Genomic DNA, 17039 nt, shown 5'->3' with positions numbered 1-17039 from the left:
GTCGAGTTTCTAATGTGATTCTTCGTTCCTCAGAATGACAAAAAAGCCACAAATTTGTGGCTTTTTTTGTTTTGAAAGTTATTTTAACTTTTTATCCAATTGATAACTTCCGGATCTGTTGGTAAAGTTTTGGGTTTAATTACTTTTACTAATTCCCCTTTTTCGTTGATTAAGTATTTTTGAAAATTCCATTCTACTTCAGAATCTTGTAAGCCGTTTTTAGATTTCTGAGTTAAGAATTTATATACTTCACACATATCATTTCCTTTAACTGAAACTTTGTTCATCATCGGGAAAGTTACACCGTAGTTCTGCTGGCAGAAACTTTCAATTTCTTTTGCTGTTCCTGGCTCTTGTGAAGCGAAATTATTGGCTGGAAAACCTACAATTACAAAACCTTTATCTTTATATTCTTTGTAAATCGCTTCTAAATCTTTGTATTGGGGAGTTAAACCACATTTTGAAGCTGTATTTACAATCATTATTTTTTTGCCTTTCAAGGACGCAAAGTCAAAAGTATCTCCGGATAAATCTTCGACCTTAAACTGATAAATGTTTTCTTTTACCATAATTTCTTTTTTAGGTTTATGACTCGTTTGAGCCTGAACTTGCGAGGCCATCATAAATAATGCACTGCAAACTAAAATTGCTATATTTTTCATCGTATAATTTTTTATAAAATTAACTAAAATACATTTCACTAAAACTTAAATTTTATTAATCAAAAGTTAAATAAAAAATGAAGCCTAACGTTAATCAGACGTTAGGCTTCCCCCCATACAAACAAATCAAACCATGAATTAATTATTATGCAATCTCTTATTAGTAAAATATCTCTTCAAAAATTATAGTTGATGACCCGGTTATATCGAAAATCTTTTTATCCCCCAATGCCTAACGCACTTTTCAAAATATTTTCAAATGGCTTGTAATATTGTATCTATCTGAATCTTAACTTAATCGTTATGACATACTAAAAAGTCTTCAATCTGGAAGTCCGGGCACATCAACTATATTATTTTTTCTATCTAAAAATTTAAAGAACATTATTAAAGTTCACTGTCTATAGAGCTTAATAAACACTATAATGTAAACCAGTAAATCGAATATTTTTATAAAATCCATAATCTTAAAAGTTTATCTATTTATAATAAATTCTTCAATCTCAACTAAATTTCAAATTGTCTTACAATAGTCAATTCTTTTTTAAAGTCGTTCTCATTAAAAACGGTCATCGCTAATACAGTGGTTAATCCGACGATGAGTATTTTTATTATTTGCTTGCTATCCATAATATTGTTTTTTTAAGAACGACTTTCGATATACTCTTTAAAGTGTGTTATTTCAGAATCAAATTATTATGATCTTTTTCTTACTTATAAAATCATTTACGTAATTGGATTGTTTTTGGTTTTAAAAAAAATAAAAAAAAACATCGTTTTTTTCAAAACCCTTTATTTATCTAGGGTTTGGACTACAAAAAAAAATAAAAAAAATCCAAAAAAAATGAATTATCTTTATAACAGTTACCACTAAATGTCTAAGTTTTCAAGTTTAAACCTAAAAATCCAAATCTATGAGTCAAGAAGAATTATTAGTTTTAATTTACAAAAAAGACGAAAAAGCTTTTACTCACTTGTACGATATGTACTCTAAAAGCTTATTTGCCGTCATACACGTCTTAATCAAAAATCGAGAAGAAGCAGAAGATGTTCTTCAGGATGTTTTCGTCAAAATCTGGAAAAATATCGATTCTTATAATGAAAGTAAAGGCCGATTTTACACCTGGATACTTAATATTGCGCGAAATACATCAATCGACAAGCTTCGTTCGAAAAACTTTAATAACAGTCAAAAAAACCTTTCCTCGGATAATTTCGTAAATCTGTTAGATGACAGTAATAAATTAACCAATAAACTTGATGCAATCGGAATTCAGGAATTTGTCAAAAAACTGAAACCAAAATGTATTGAGATCATTAATTTATTATTCTTTAAAGGATATACCCAGCAAGAAGCTTCAGAAGAATTGGCAATGCCACTGGGGACTATCAAGACACAAAACAGAAACTGTATTAACGATTTACGTAATTATTTGAAAATCTAATGGAAGCACAAGAATATATAGAATCAGGAATTCTAGAGTTGTACGTTTACGGCTTATTAAGCGAAAAAGAAAATCTGGAAATAGCTGAACTGGCAAAAAACAACCCTGAGGTAGATCAGGAAATTATTTCAATAGAAAAAGCTGTTATAGCTTTATCATCGAGCTTCTCTCCTTTCCATTCTGTTGAGAATTTTGAGAAGATTAAAGCTCGTCTGGAATTGAAACATGGAAAAGTAGTCGATATGAAACCAGCTTCAAACTGGTCTCAATATGTAGGCTGGGCAGCTGCCGTATTGTTATTGCTAGGTTTAGGATATCAAACTTTAGAACTATCTAAAACAAAAGATGCTATTTCTACAGTTGGAAATGAGAAAAATAAAATTCAAAAGGAATATGCTTTCTTAGATCAGCAGAATAAGCAAACTGAAAAGAACTTAAGTATTGTTAGAGACATTAAAAACACCGGGGTTACTCTTGGCGGTCAGGCAGTTTCTCCAACTTCTTTTGCAAAAGTATACTGGAACCAGCAAACTAAAACGACCTACATTGATGCCGCAGGTCTTCCAACACCACCTAAAGGAATGGTTTATCAGGTTTGGTCTTTAAAATTAAGCCCGGTTCTTACTCCAACCAGCATTGGTTTACTTGATAATTTTGAAGGAAATACTCAAAAAATCTTTGCTGTAAGCCAAACCGATTCTGCGGAAGCTTTTGGAATTACTTTAGAGCCTGCAGGCGGAAGTCCAACTCCAACAATGGAACAACTTTATACTTTAGGAAAAGTTTAAAATTTAATTTCGCATAAAATATAAAAGGAGCTGTTTTCTAAAATAGCTCCTTTTTTTTTCTTCGAAGAAGTAAAAAATTTACAAAAACAGGTACCATCAAAAATCCTATTTCAACATTATTTAGACTTTTAAGAGACACCGAAATTAATTATAATAAGTATTTTTGAATCATTGTAATAAAACTAAATACTTGATAGAACAAGCACAGTATTAAACAAAAATTACAGGCACATGAACTCTTTAGATTGAGTAAAACTGTACTTTTATAATGAATACTAGTAGTAAAATAAATATGTAATCCATTTTTAAATTCAAAAATCTATGAAAAAGCTCTTATTAATATTGCCAATATCATTCTTTGTTTCAGGAGTTTTTGCACAAAACCAGGAATCTTCATCACAGCGTATTGTAGGAAATTGGTTTTCAAACACAAACCGTAATATAAAATGGTATTTTACTCAGGATGGAAAAGTTTATAATTATAATCAGGATAGAATGACTGTGATGTATAAATATACTATTTCACATAATTGCCAAAACTACTCTGATGACAGAGCCGAATTTATAACTTTAAGGGACAAAGACGGAAATGAATTTTGTTTTAAAATAAACGGAATAAACGAAAATAAAAATGGTATTTTATCACTAATCAACTTAAGCAATAATCAATCTCTTGTTTTTGTAAATGATGTTAATTTAAAAATACCATAATAGCTGAAAGCTAAATCTATTATCAATTTTGAAATATAAATAAAATGCCTCTTAAATTAAGAGGCATTTTATTTAGTATTATATTCAATTAAGAAATTCTGTCTTTCATAATTTGTTCTACAACTTCAGGATTCAATAAAGTCGAAGTATCTCCGAAATTAGAAAAATCTCCTTCAGCTATTTTACGTAAAATTCTACGCATAATTTTTCCCGAACGCGTTTTTGGCAAACCTGAAACGAATTGAATCTTATCTAATTTTGCAATTGGACCAATGTGATCCGCAATATACTGGTTAATCTCTTTAGATAAATTCTCTTTGTTTCTAACCTCTCCGGTTTCTTTCAGAATAACATAACCATAAAGTGCATTTCCTTTAATATCATGAGGGAATCCTACAATAGCAGATTCTGCTACAGCAGGGTGTTCGTTAATTGCATCCTCAATTGGAGCAGTTCCTAAATTATGTCCTGAAACGATTACGACATCATCTACTCTACCGGTAATTCTGTAATAACCAACTTCATCTCTTAAAGCTCCGTCACCTGTAAAGTATTTTCCAGGGAAAGCAGAGAAATAAGTTTCTTTATAACGTTCATGATTACCCCAAATTGTTCTGGCAATTCCAGGCCATGGAAATTTAATACATAAACTACCAACAACCTGATTACCTTCAATTTCGTTACGTTTTTCATCCATCAATACTGGCTGAATTCCAGGTAAAGGCAATGTTGCGTACGTTGGTTTTGTTGGCGTTACAAAAGCAATTGGAGAAATCATAATTCCACCTGTTTCTGTCTGCCACCATGTATCCACAACCGGACATCTTTTATCACCAACGTGGTCATTGAACCAGTGCCAGGCTTCTTCGTTAATTGGCTCTCCAACAGATCCAATAACTTTAAGCGATTTTAGAGGATATTTTTGGATATAATCTAAACTTTCTTTTGCTAATGAACGGATTGCTGTAGGCGCTGTATAGAATTGTGTAATTTTATGTTTTTCGATAATATCCCAAAAACGACTGAAATCTGGATAAGATGGAACTCCTTCAAAAATTACAGTAGTCGCACCATTTAATAATGGTCCATACAATATATAAGAATGTCCTGTAATCCATCCGATATCTGCTGTACACCAGAAAATATCATTTTCTTCATAACTGAAAACATTTTTAAAAGTATAAGCTGTGTACACCATGTAACCAGCTGTAGTATGCACCATTCCTTTTGGCTTTCCTGTTGATCCTGATGTATACAAGATAAACAACGGATCTTCAGCATCCATAATTTCAGCAACGCTATTGTCAAGAGCTGCGTTTAATAATGGCTGTAACCAAATATCACGGCCTTCTTTCATTTTAACTTCAGTCTTAGTTCTTTTAGCTACTAAAACTTTAGTTACAGAAGGACAAGTTTCAAGAGCTTCATCAACAATTCCTTTTAAGTCAATTGTTTTATTTCCTCTATAACCACCATCTGATGTGATAACCATTTTACATTCACAATCATTAATTCTGGCAGAAACTGCAGAAGCAGAAAATCCTGCAAAAATAACTGAATGTATTGCTCCAATTCTGGCACAGGCTAAAACAGAAACAGCTAACTCAGGAATCATTGGTAAATAAATACAAACTCTGTCTCCTTTACGAACACCTTGCTCGCGAAGAACGTTTGCCATTTTCGATACTCTTTCGTATAATTCGTTATACGTTATATGTAAAGCTTCTTCAGAAGGATCATTTGGCTCAAAAATAATTGCCGTTTTGTCTCCTCTTTTGCTTAAATGTCTGTCGATACAGTTTTTGGTAATGTTAACTTTAGCATCTGTAAACCATTTTACTTCAGCTTCAGCCATATTAAAATCAACTACTTTTTCCCATTGCTGGTACCATGTGAAATTTTCTTCGGCTATTTTTCCCCAAAATTTTCTTGGCTCTCTTATTGACTTATTGTAATGCTTGAAATATTGTTCTAAATTTTCAATTTTGTAATAGCTCATCTTTGTTGTTGAATTTTTTTATAAATGTATTAAATCTGAATGTATTCTTAAAACAATTTAATTCATAAATTTTACCAAAAAAAAGCATTTTTTTAATAAAATATGACAATTATTTGCATTTGAATTAAAATTTTATTTTTTAAACCAAAATAGAAAGGCAAAAAAAGGCATAATAAATAGATATTATGCCTTTTTTAATTTAACAAATTTCAATAACAATTAATCTTGTAAACTGCTTTACAATACTTTTCTCTACTTTGAAAATAGCAGCATCATTATTAATTAAAACAGAAATTTCAACAAGTATATTTTTTCAAATATACCCCAATATAAGGGATCAGCTTCACTTAACTTACACTCGCGGAAGCTAAGTGAATGCAATATGCATCTATATCTATTCTCTTTAATAAGTGCTTACTAATTCAAAATATTACAAATCATTGATACAGTGCAAATCCCGCAAAATCCAATTTTGCGGGAATTCCCAATTTTTTAATTATCCAATTTTCTTCATAGCTGTCATAGACTCTCTCAACCAAGCTCCCACTTCTTCGATAGGATGTTGACGAATTTCTCTATTTACAGCAATTAATACTGCATTATCAACTGCATTTGAAGTTGAAAACGGTTTTCCTATGATATTAGTATCTACTTTTTTCATGAATTCAGTCAATAATGGCTTACATGCATGATCAAATAAATAACATCCGTATTCAGCTGTATCAGAAATTACGCGGTTCATTTCGAATAATTTCTTTCTTGCAATTGTGTTAGCAATTAATGGCAATTCGTGTAATGACTCGTAGTAAGCAGATTCTTCGATGATACCAGCTTCTGTCATTGTTTCGAAAGCTAATTCTACACCAGCTTTTACCATTGCAATCATTAATACTCCATTGTCAAAATATTCTTGCTCTGAGATTGGAGCTTCTTGTGGAGCTGTTTTTTCGAAGTTAGTCTCTCCTGTTGCAGCTCTCCATTTTAACAAGTTAACGTCATCATTTGCCCAGTCAATCATCATAGTTCTAGAGAATTCTCCAGAAATGATATCGTCTTGGTGTTTTTGGAATAATGGACGCATGATATCTTTTAATTCTTCAGCTAATTCGTAAGCTTCAATTTTTGAAGGATTGTTTAAACGATCCATCATGTTTGTGATACCTCCGTGTTTCAAAGCTTCAGTAATAGTTTCCCATCCGTACTGAATTAATTTTGAAGCGTAAGCAGCATCGATTCCTTTTTCAACCATTTTATCGAAACACAAAATAGATCCTGTTTGCAATAAACCACAAAGAATAGTTTGCTCTCCCATTAAATCTGATTTTACTTCAGCTACGAAAGATGATCTTAAAACTCCCGCTCTGTGACCTCCAGTTGCTACAGCGTAAGCTTTTGCCTGATCTAAACCAAATCCGTTTGGATCATTTTCCGGGTGAACTGCGATAAGAGTTGGAACTCCAAATCCTCTTTTGTACTCTTCACGTACTTCAGAACCTGGACATTTAGGAGCACACATAATTACAGTGATGTCTTTACGAATCTGCATTCCTTCTTCTACAATGTTAAATCCATGAGAATAAGATAAAGTAGAATCTTTTTTCATTAATGGCATAATAGCAGTTACCACAGCTGTATGTTGTTTGTCTGGTGTAAGATTACAAACTAAGTCTGCAGTTGGAATCAATTCTTCATAAGTTCCTACATTGAAACCATTTTCAGTCGCATTTTTATAAGAAGCTCTTTTTTCAGCTATTGCATCTGCACGTAATGCATAAGAAATATCTAAACCAGAATCTCTCATATTTAATCCTTGATTCAAACCTTGTGCTCCACAACCCACGATCACAACTTTCTTTCCAGCTAATGCTGCAATTCCGTCTGCAAATTCTGATTGCTCCATAAATTCGCAAACCCCTAATTGTTCTAATTGTAATCTAAGTGGTAATGTATTGAAATAATTTGCCATTTTTGTTTTAATATTTAATGAAATGAAATTTTATAATTGATTAATTTATAGCTAATACTAATTTTATTTGAACGATTCCAACAAACTTGAAATTTCCATTTTTTGTTTAGAAACCGAAATTCTTCCTGAACGTACAAACTGCATAATTCCGTATGGTTTGAATTTTGCATAAAGTTCTTCAATTTCAGAACGTCTTCCTGATTTCGAAATCACGAAGAAATCACGAGAAACAGTTACAATCGTAGCCTGACTCTCCTTGATGATATTCTGAATTTGTTTCTCGTCAAACAACAAACTTGAAGCGATTTTAAATAAAGCATTTTCCAGGAAAATAGTCTCTTCATCTGTATGATAAAATGCTTTTATAACTTCAATTTGTTTTTCAATTTGTCCAACAATATTCTGAACCCATTTCTCTGTTGTATTTACTACAATGATAAATCTTGAAACATTCTCTATTTCTGATTCAGAAACATTTAGACTTAATATGTTAATGTGACGCTTTAAGAATATCCCCGATATTCTGTTCAACAATCCCACGTTATTTTCTGAGTATACCGATATGGTAAATGTTTTATCTTCCATTTTGTTTTTTAGTTTTATTTGTTTCAGGTTCCAGGTTTCAAGTTCTGGTGAGAACGTGAAACCTGAAACTTGAAACTTGAAACTTTTTTTAGCTTAATCTAATTTCTGAAACACATGCTCCTGTTGGAATCATAGGGAAAACATTGTTTTCCTTTTCCACCATGACTTCTAAGAAGTAAGAATCTTTTGAAGCCAGCATTTCTGCAACTGCTTCGTCTAAATCTTCACGTTGTGTTACTTTTTTAGATTTAATATGGTATCCTTCTGCAATAGCAACAAAATTTGGATTGATCATTTTTGTTGATGCATATCGATTGTCAAAGAACAATTCCTGCCATTGACGTACCATTCCTAAAAATTCATTATTTAAAATAACAATCTTAACCGGAACCTGAGTCTGGAAAATTGTACCCAATTCCTGAATTGTCATTTGAAAGCCTCCATCGCCAATAATCGCTACTACTTCACGTTCCGGTTTACCCATTTTAGCTCCGATAGCAGCTGGTAAAGCAAATCCCATTGTTCCTAATCCGCCGGAAGTAATATTACTTTTTGTTGAATTGAATTTTGCATAACGACAAGCAAACATTTGGTGCTGACCAACATCAGTAACAATAATCGCATCACCTTTTGAATGTTTGTTAATCATTTCAACAGTTTCACCCATTGAAATTCCTTTGCCATTTGTTGGATTTAATTCTTCTTTAATAACAGAATTAAATTCAACTTCTTTTAAAGCTTTGAATTCATTGTGCCATAAATCATGCGATTTAGCATCAATCAATGGTAATAAAGCAGCTAAAGATTCTTTTACATCACCTAAAACAGCGATTTCTGTTTTAACGTTTTTATCAATTTCAGCCGGATCAATTTCAAAGTGAACTACTTTTGCCTGTTTTGCATAAGTGTTAAGATTTCCAGTAACACGGTCGTCAAAACGCATTCCGAAAGCAATTAATACATCGCACTCATTTGTCATTAAGTTTGGCGCATAATTTCCATGCATTCCTAACATTCCAACATTTAAAGGATGATCTGTTGGCAATGCTGACAAACCTAGAATGGTCCACGCAGCCGGAATTCCTGATTTCTCTACTACAGCTTTGAATTCTGCTTCGGCCTGACCCAAGATAATTCCCTGACCAAAAACAATAAGCGGTTTTTTAGCACTATTAATTAAAGCCGCCGCTTCAGCAACTTTATCTAAATTCAATTTTGGAACCGGAGTATAACTTCTAATTCCAGTACATTTTTCATAACTAAATTCAAACTCATCAAACTGAGCATTTTTAGTAATATCAACTAATACTGGACCTGGACGTCCAGAACGTGCAATATAAAAGGCTTTCGCCATAATTTCTGGAATCTGAGATGCCTCAGTTACCTGAAAATTCCATTTTGTAACCGGAGTTGAAATTCCAATAATATCAGTCTCCTGAAAAGCATCAGAACCTAATAAATGTCTTCCAACCTGACCTGTAATACACACCATTGGAGTTGAGTCAATTTGTGCATCGGCAATACCTGTAACTAAATTAGTTGCTCCTGGTCCCGAAGTAGCAATTGCCACCCCTACTTTTCCTGTAGCTCTTGCATAACCCTGAGCTGCATGTGTTGCACCTTGTTCGTGACGAACTAAAACATGGTGTAACTGATCCTGAAATTTATATAATTCGTCGTAAACCGGCATTATAGCACCACCCGGGTAACCATAAATTAAATCTACTCCTTCTTCTAACAAACATCTTATAACGGCTTCTGCCCCTGATATTTTCATAGTATATTGTTTTTTCAATGTCAAATTTCAATTTCAAAATTCAATGGTAATCATAAAATTCAATTTCAATCTTAAACTTTAAATTGATTTTTAAATTTTTATTTTTTATTGCTATTGCTTTTTGATATTGTCATTGCTATTGATTTTTGATATTGTTATTTTAAAATTAATTATCGGTTACACAGCCAGTTGATGCACTAGAAACCGATCTTGCATATTTAAGTAAAACTCCTCTTTGCACCTTTAAAGGCGGCTGAACCCAAGCCGCTTTTCTAGCTGCAAATTCCTCTTCAGATATTTTCAGGTCGATTGTATTTTTTACAGCATCGATAGCGATTATATCTCCATCTTGTACTAGTGCAATACCACCACCATCATAAGCCTCTGGTGTAACGTGTCCTACCACGAAGCCATGCGAACCTCCAGAGAACCTACCGTCTGTGATCAGAGCACAACTGCTTCCTAATCCGGCACCAATAATAGCAGATGTAGGTTTCAGCATTTCAGGCATCCCTGGACCACCTTTTGGTCCGCAATACCTGATGACGACTACATTACCTGGTTTAATTTTTCCGGCCTGAAGACCTGGAATTACTTCAAATTCACCTTCAAATACTACAGCTGGACCTTCGAAATATTCCCCTTCTTTGCCACTGATTTTTGCAACAGCACCTTCAGAAGCAAGATTCCCGTATAATACCTGAATATTTCCAGTTGGTTTTAAAGCTTTTTGAATTTCATGGATTACTTCTTGTCCATCTTGTAAATCCGGAGTAGATGCTAAATTCTCTGCCACTGTTTTTCCTGTTACAGTTAAACAATCACCATGAATAAGTCCTACTTTTAATAAATATTTCATAACCGAAGGAATACCTCCAACTTCATGAATATCTTCCATCATATATTTGCCACTTGGTTTCATATCAGCAAGAACAGGAGTTCTGTCATTAATTGCCTGAAAATCGTCCAAAGTGATTGTGATACCAACAGAGTGAGCCATTGCGATTAAGTGCATAACTGCATTTGTAGAACCTCCTAACACTGCTACAATTGTAATAGCATTTTCGAAAGCTTTGCGAGTCATGATATCTCTTGGCTTAATATCTTTTTCTAATAAAACTCTCATTGCAGCTCCGGCAGCAACGCATTCATCTCTTTTTTCCTGACTTAAAGCCGGATTGGAAGAACTGTATGGCATACTCATTCCTAATGCTTCAATTGCAGAAGACATTGTGTTTGCAGTATACATACCGCCACAAGCCCCAGCACCCGGGCAAGCATTTTGAATAACACCTTTAAAATCTTCCGGAGTAATTTCGCCTTTTACTTTTTTTCCTAAAGCCTCAAAAGCAGAAACGATATTTAAAGATTCTCCTTTCCATTTTCCTGAGTGAATAGATCCTCCATAAACCATCATTGCCGGACGGTTTAATCTACCCATCGCAATCAATGCTCCAGGCATATTTTTATCACAGCCAGGAATTGCAATAATACCATCGTACCATTGTGCTCCTGCAACCGTTTCAATAGAATCTGCAATTACATCACGAGAAACCAAAGAATAACGCATCCCTTCTGTTCCGTTAGAAATTCCGTCACTAACTCCAATAGTATTAAAAATAAGTCCGACAAGATCTGCATCCCAAACACCTTTTTTAACATCTTTTGCTAAATCATTCAAGTGCATATTACAAGTGTTACCATCGTAACCCATGCTCACAATACCTACTTGTGCTTTTTTCAAATCTTCTTCAGTTAAACCAATTCCGTACAACATCGCTTGCGCCGCAGGCTGTGTTTGATCTTGAGTGATGGTCTTGCTGTACTTATTTAATTCCATTATAGTTTTATTTTTTTTTAATTTTTTATTCAAAAAAAAACCTTCCAGTATTTGGAAGGTTTGTAATATAGTTTTTCAATTATATTTATAACATTCCCGATGCAGATGTGTGAATCACATTGACAACAACGACAGAAATAATAATAATTGAGATTTGCATCATTTACTTTTTTAGTGTCACAAAGGTAGACAAACCTTTGGAACTAAAAAAATATAATCTCAACATTTCAAATACTTCTTGTGATTATCTTCACTTTTTAACAAAAAATATTAAACAATTGTAGATTGTCCAATACTTACATTATCATTATTAAAATACAGTAAATCATCTTTACTGAAAATAAAATTCGAAACAAATTCCCCTACTTCGTTTGTACCGAATTTAGAGTCTGGTTTTAAATCAACTGTAACTACCTTGTATTCAATTGCTTTTTCTACTGCTTTATAAACCACATTAGCTTCTTTAGTTAACCCGAAATGCTCTAACAAAAGGGCTGCTGCTAAAATAGAAGCAATCGGATTGGCAATGTTTTTTCCCTTTGCCTGAGGATATGATCCGTGAATTGGTTCAAACAAAGCATTCTTTTCTCCTAAAGACACTGATGGCAATAAACCAATAGATCCTGTAATTACACTTGCTTCATCAGATAAAATATCTCCAAACAAGTTTTCAGTCAAAATCACGTCAAATTGTTTTGGATTTAAAATTAACTGCATTGCCGCATTGTCAACAAATAAGAAATCAAGTTTAACATCCGGATAACTCTCGCTCACTTTCTGAACTACTTTTCTCCACAATCTTGAAGTTTCCAAAACATTTGCTTTATCAACCATTGTTAGCTTTTTGCGTCGTTTTTGAGCCGCTTTAAAAGCTAAATGTGCAATTCTGGTAATTTCTTCTTCTGAATATTCACATAAATCTGAGGCGTGTGTTCCTGCTTCATTCAGTGTTTTTTCACCAAAGTAAGCACCACCAGTTAATTCTCTGAAAATTGTAAAATCAGCTCCTTCAATAATTTCTCTTTTTAAAGGAGAAGCTTCAATTAACGCTTTGTAAGGTTTAATTGGACGAATGTTAGCAAACAGACCCAATTCTTTACGAAGCTTTAATAATCCCTGTTCCGGACGAACCTTTGCATTTGGATTGTTATCATATTTTGGATCGCCAATTGCTCCAAGCAAAACTGCATCTGTATTTAAACACAGATTAAGTGTTTGTTCCGGCAAAGGATTTCCTGTTTTATCAATTGCAACTGCTCCCATGAGCGCATCTTCAAAAACAAATTCATGATTGTAAACTTCAGCAATAGCGTATAAAGCTTTTTTTGCTTGTAAAAGAACCTCAGGTCCAATTCCGTCTCCCGGCAAAACTGCAATTTTCAAATTCATAACGTCTCGTTCTTTATGTATTTAAATCCTAATATTGTTCCTATTCTTGTTTAATTAGCTTCTAATTAATTCTCCTTCAATTTTAGAAGCTTCGATGATTTGATGAATATCTGCATCTACTACTTCTTTTTTGATATCTGCGAATTTCAAAAACTCAACATATACAATGTCTAATTGAGTTTTTGTAAGCTCATAACCTACTTTTTTAGCTCTGTAAGCCAAAGCAGCTCTTCCGCTTCTTGCAGTCAAAATAATTGAGGATTCGTTTACACCAACTTCAAGCGGATCCATGATCTCGTAAGTTGCTCTGTTTTTGATAACACCATCCTGGTGAATCCCGGAACTGTGTGCAAAAGCATTAGCTCCTACGATTGCTTTGTTTGGCTGTACAATCATTCCCATACTTTCAGAAACTAAACGACTCATTTCGTTTAATTCTCTTGTATTGATGTTTGTATCTAAATTTAAGTAAGGGTGTTGTTTGAAAATCATTACCACTTCTTCAAGCGCTGTATTTCCCGCTCTTTCGCCAATACCATTAATAGTACATTCAATTTGTCTTGCTCCATTGATAGCTCCGGCAATAGAGTTTGCAGTAGCCATTCCTAAATCATTATGACAGTGACATGAAAGGATTACGTTTTCGATTCCTTTTACGTTTTCTTTTAAATATTTAATTTTTGCTCCATACTCTTCTGGAAGACAATATCCAGTTGTATCAGGAATATTCAAGACTGTAGCTCCGGATTTGATAACTTCTTCACAAACTTTAGCCAAGAATGCATTATCTGTTCTACCTGCATCTTCTGCGTAGAATTCAACATCTTCAACATAAGATTTAGCATGAGCTACCGCATATTTTGCTCTCGCAATAATATCTTCCGGTGTAGTTTGTAATTTGTGGAGTATATGAGATTCTGAAGTTCCGATTCCTGTATGGATTCTAGGTTTCTTAGCATGCTTTAAAGCAGCTGCAGCAACATCAATGTCGTTTTTTACGGCTCTTGTTAGTCCGCAGACGGTTGCATTTTCTACAATTTTACAAATCTCAGAGACCGATAAAAAATCGCCCGGACTTGACACAGGGAAACCTGCTTCGATAATGTCAACTCCCATTTTGTCTAGTCGTTCTGCGATAACTAATTTTTGCTTAGTATCTAACTTGCATCCTGGAACTTGTTCACCATCTCGCAAAGTGGTGTCAAAAATTTGAACTTTCTCTCTATTCATATTCATTAATTTAATGTAATTTCACATCTTGATAACAAATATATATTGTACTATCGCAGTATGAAATTCATTTTAATGAAATTATACTGCTCATAAAACGATTTATATCTTATTAAATACCTTATTATCAATAAGTTACATTATTATTTTTTACAATGGCTAACCATCAAAAAGATTTCTTATTTGTTTTAATCAAATCACTTTCGAAATCAGAAAAAAGGCAGTTTAAAATTTTTGCAAGCCGATTAGAGACGAGTTCAAATACAAAATTTATCGAATTATTCAATATTTTGGATAAATCTGAAGTGTATGATGAAAAACTTATTCTTAAGAGTGGCGTTATCCAAAAAGTTCAGTTATCTAACTTAAAATCATACTTATACAAACAAATTTTAGTTAGTATCCGATTGAATATTCCGAGCCAGAATATTCGTTATCAGCTTCGTGAACAGATGGATTTTGCTGTTATTCTTTATAATAAAGGATTGTACAAACAGAGTTTGAAAATTTTAGACAAGACCAAACAACAGGCGCTTGAAAATGATGAAAAATATATGGCGTATGAAATTGTTGAATTTGAAAAATTAATCGAATCCCAATATATTACCCGAAGTATTCAGGGGCGTGCTGATGAATTAGTGGTTCAGGCGAAAGAATTAAATTATCGTAACACTATTTCAAGCAAGCTTTCCAATTTATCACTTCAATTATACGGAATAATGCTAAAAACAGGATACGTAAAAAGTGATGCCGAATATAAATATATAGACGATTATTTCAACAGACATATTGCAAAACTGGATGAAAGCAAATTTGGTTTCCGCGAAAAATATTGGTTTTATAACGCTAATCTTTGGCGAAGCTTTCTGGTTCAGGATTTCTTAGCCAGTTATAAGTTCGCTTATAAATGGGTTCAGCTTTTTTATGATAATCCTAATATGATTTATCTAAATCCTGTGTTTTTCTTGAAAGGAAATCATTATTTCCTGGAATCGCTTTATATGTTAAAGTATAAATCGAATTTCAAGAAATACCTGAATCTTCTCGAAGAAACCATTGCAGATCCTAAATTTCCCGTGAATGATAATCTTGCCTCGTTATCTTTTCTGTACGTGTATAATAACAAATTAAACCTGCATATTTTAGAAGGTACATTTGCAGAAAGCGAATATTTGATTCCTGAAATTTTAAGTAAGATTAAAATTCATAGCGAACATCTTGATGAACATCACGAAATGGTGTTCTTCTATAAAATTGCTTCTATTTATTTTGGTGTTGAAAAATATAACGAATGCATCAATTATTTAGACAAAATAATCAATAACAAAAACTTAACGATGCGTGAAGATTTAATGTGTTTTGCGAGATTGTTGTCTTTAATTGCACATTATGAATTAGGAAAAGATTATTATTTAGAAAATCATCTCAAAAGTACCTATAAGTTCTTGCTAAAAATGAATGATTTACATGAAGTTCAAAAAGAAATCATTAAGTTTCTAAGAAATTTAAATAACTTTTATCCTGCTGATATCAAGAAAGAATTCAAAAAAATGCACGCTCGTTTTGTTGAGCTTGAAAAGAATACTTACGAAAAAAGAGCTTTCTTATATTTAGATATCATTTCGTGGCTCGAAAGCAAAATTGAAAACCGAAAAATCGCTGATATAATTAAAGAAAAAGCGAAGCTGAACAATCGTTAGATATAAATCACAATAAACTCTGTGTAAAAAAACAAACCCGACAGGTTTTTAAAAAACCTGTCGGGTTTTATATTTTTAAAGAACAATTTCTAAAAACTCGTAATTTTCAAATCCTTAAATACTTTTTTTGTAATATCCTTTCGGCAACTGCCAAAATCAGCTCTATTACTATTTCTGTTCTGTAAAAGTCTGGTAGCAAAAAAATAACTTCCATTTTCTTTTTGAATGTATCCTACCCACCAGCCAATATTAAATCCTTTTTCTCTGGTCCATCCTGTTTTGGAATGAATTTCATAACCAGAACCTTTTTCACCAAGCATAACGTTTTTTACAATCTGCATATTTCTCTTTGAAAAAGGCAGCTTTTCATCATATAGCTTTTTTACAAACTCAACCTGATTAACAGGAGAAATTCCAAAATCACCAAAATTCCAAAAATCATTGTCTTTTTGAGAGAGATTGACATTTCCGTAATGACATAACTTTAGATACTTTTCGTAATTTTTTCTGCCAATTTTCTTTGCCAATTCTATAAATACCCAGCCCGCAGAAACTTCAAAAGCTTCTTTTACAGTCATATCATGATAGATTTCAGGCCTGTAACCATATTTTACAGTATCTGTTGTTCCTACCCATTTTACGACATCATTTTCACTGCTAATTGTTTTTGTCTCAAGTGCAATGAGAAGATTCGCAATTTTAAAAGTAGAAGCCGGTAATGTCTCAACATTCGTATCAACGTTATCAGATAAAATCCATTTATGCTTTACATTATCATAAATGACAATTGAGCCAGTAACTCCACAAGAATCAAAATATTTTTTTAAATCCTGACGAACAACAACTGAATCTTTTTTCTCTAATACAACATCACTTGTCTCTTTTCTTTTAGATATACAAGAAATTAAAAATATGCTTATTAGTACTAAAAATAATTTACGAATCAT

General features: G+C 32.8%; 14 protein-coding genes. 4 read left to right on the top strand and 10 right to left on the bottom strand.

The window, feature by feature from the left end:
• Positions 1 to 83: 83 nt before the first annotated feature.
• Positions 84 to 662 carry a glutathione peroxidase gene (locus HYN56_RS17875; RefSeq protein WP_109193417.1) on the bottom strand — a complete coding sequence of 193 codons (579 nt, stop codon included), beginning with the start codon at positions 660 to 662 and terminating at the stop codon, positions 84 to 86.
• Between the two features lie 507 nt (positions 663 to 1169).
• Complete coding sequence (locus HYN56_RS25250; protein ID WP_262510124.1) at positions 1170 to 1292, bottom strand: hypothetical protein; 123 nt, start codon at positions 1290 to 1292, stop codon at positions 1170 to 1172.
• Positions 1293 to 1576: 284 nt separating this feature from the next.
• On the opposite strand from HYN56_RS25250, the gene HYN56_RS17870 reads away from it, so the two are divergent.
• From HYN56_RS17870 to HYN56_RS17860, 3 genes are all read left to right on the top strand, one after another.
• Positions 1577 to 2107, top strand: a complete 531-nt coding sequence (locus HYN56_RS17870) for an RNA polymerase sigma factor (RefSeq protein ID WP_109193416.1) — start codon at positions 1577 to 1579, stop codon at positions 2105 to 2107.
• Positions 2107 to 2895, top strand: coding sequence for an anti-sigma factor (locus tag HYN56_RS17865; protein ID WP_109193415.1), 789 nt, complete (start codon positions 2107 to 2109; stop codon positions 2893 to 2895). Before HYN56_RS17870 ends, HYN56_RS17865 begins: the two co-directional genes overlap by 1 nt.
• 321 nt (positions 2896 to 3216) lie before the next feature.
• Positions 3217 to 3606 (top strand): hypothetical protein, encoded by a 390-nt coding sequence (locus tag HYN56_RS17860; RefSeq protein WP_109193414.1) that lies wholly within the window; start codon positions 3217 to 3219, stop codon positions 3604 to 3606.
• 88 nt (positions 3607 to 3694) lie between these two features.
• Here the strand turns inward: HYN56_RS17860 and acs are convergent, their stop codons facing one another.
• The 7 genes from acs to HYN56_RS17825 all read right to left on the bottom strand — a co-directional run bounded on the left by acs (position 3695) and on the right by HYN56_RS17825 (position 14392).
• Positions 3695 to 5605 carry an acetate--CoA ligase gene (gene acs, locus HYN56_RS17855; protein WP_109193413.1) on the bottom strand — a complete coding sequence of 637 codons (1911 nt, stop codon included), beginning with the start codon at positions 5603 to 5605 and terminating at the stop codon, positions 3695 to 3697.
• 496 nt (positions 5606 to 6101) lie between these two features.
• The gene (gene ilvC / locus HYN56_RS17850; RefSeq protein WP_109193412.1) at positions 6102 to 7571 is read right to left on the bottom strand and encodes a ketol-acid reductoisomerase; all 1470 of its coding nucleotides are present in this window, start codon (positions 7569 to 7571) and stop codon (positions 6102 to 6104) included.
• A gap of 63 nt (positions 7572 to 7634) precedes the next feature.
• Positions 7635 to 8156 carry an acetolactate synthase small subunit gene (gene ilvN, locus HYN56_RS17845; RefSeq protein WP_091497929.1) on the bottom strand — a complete coding sequence of 174 codons (522 nt, stop codon included), beginning with the start codon at positions 8154 to 8156 and terminating at the stop codon, positions 7635 to 7637.
• Positions 8157 to 8244: 88 nt separating this feature from the next.
• Positions 8245 to 9933, bottom strand: coding sequence for a biosynthetic-type acetolactate synthase large subunit (gene ilvB, locus HYN56_RS17840; protein WP_109193411.1), 1689 nt, complete (start codon positions 9931 to 9933; stop codon positions 8245 to 8247).
• 166 nt (positions 9934 to 10099) lie between these two features.
• A complete protein-coding gene (gene ilvD, locus HYN56_RS17835; protein ID WP_109193410.1) occupies positions 10100 to 11773 on the bottom strand; it encodes a dihydroxy-acid dehydratase in 1674 nt (557 codons plus the stop codon).
• Between the two features lie 270 nt (positions 11774 to 12043).
• Positions 12044 to 13162, bottom strand: coding sequence for a 3-isopropylmalate dehydrogenase (leuB, locus tag HYN56_RS17830; RefSeq protein WP_109193409.1), 1119 nt, complete (start codon positions 13160 to 13162; stop codon positions 12044 to 12046).
• A 54-nt stretch (positions 13163 to 13216) separates the two neighbouring features.
• Positions 13217 to 14392 carry a 2-isopropylmalate synthase gene (locus HYN56_RS17825; protein ID WP_109194862.1) on the bottom strand — a complete coding sequence of 392 codons (1176 nt, stop codon included), beginning with the start codon at positions 14390 to 14392 and terminating at the stop codon, positions 13217 to 13219.
• 155 nt (positions 14393 to 14547) lie between these two features.
• Here HYN56_RS17825 and HYN56_RS17820 point away from each other — a divergent pair, with 155 nt between their 5' ends.
• The gene (locus HYN56_RS17820; protein ID WP_109193408.1) at positions 14548 to 16092 is read left to right on the top strand and encodes a hypothetical protein; all 1545 of its coding nucleotides are present in this window, start codon (positions 14548 to 14550) and stop codon (positions 16090 to 16092) included.
• An 89-nt stretch (positions 16093 to 16181) separates the two neighbouring features.
• On the opposite strand, the gene HYN56_RS17815 is transcribed toward HYN56_RS17820, so the two are convergent.
• Positions 16182 to 17039 carry a penicillin-binding transpeptidase domain-containing protein gene (locus HYN56_RS17815; protein WP_109193407.1) on the bottom strand — a complete coding sequence of 286 codons (858 nt, stop codon included), beginning with the start codon at positions 17037 to 17039 and terminating at the stop codon, positions 16182 to 16184.

Source organism: Flavobacterium crocinum, from assembly GCF_003122385.1.
GTDB classification, from domain to species: Bacteria; Bacteroidota; Bacteroidia; order Flavobacteriales; family Flavobacteriaceae; genus Flavobacterium; species Flavobacterium crocinum.
The sequence above is the reverse complement of the archived record's forward strand: the minus strand, read 5'-3'. Positions and strand labels throughout refer to the sequence as shown.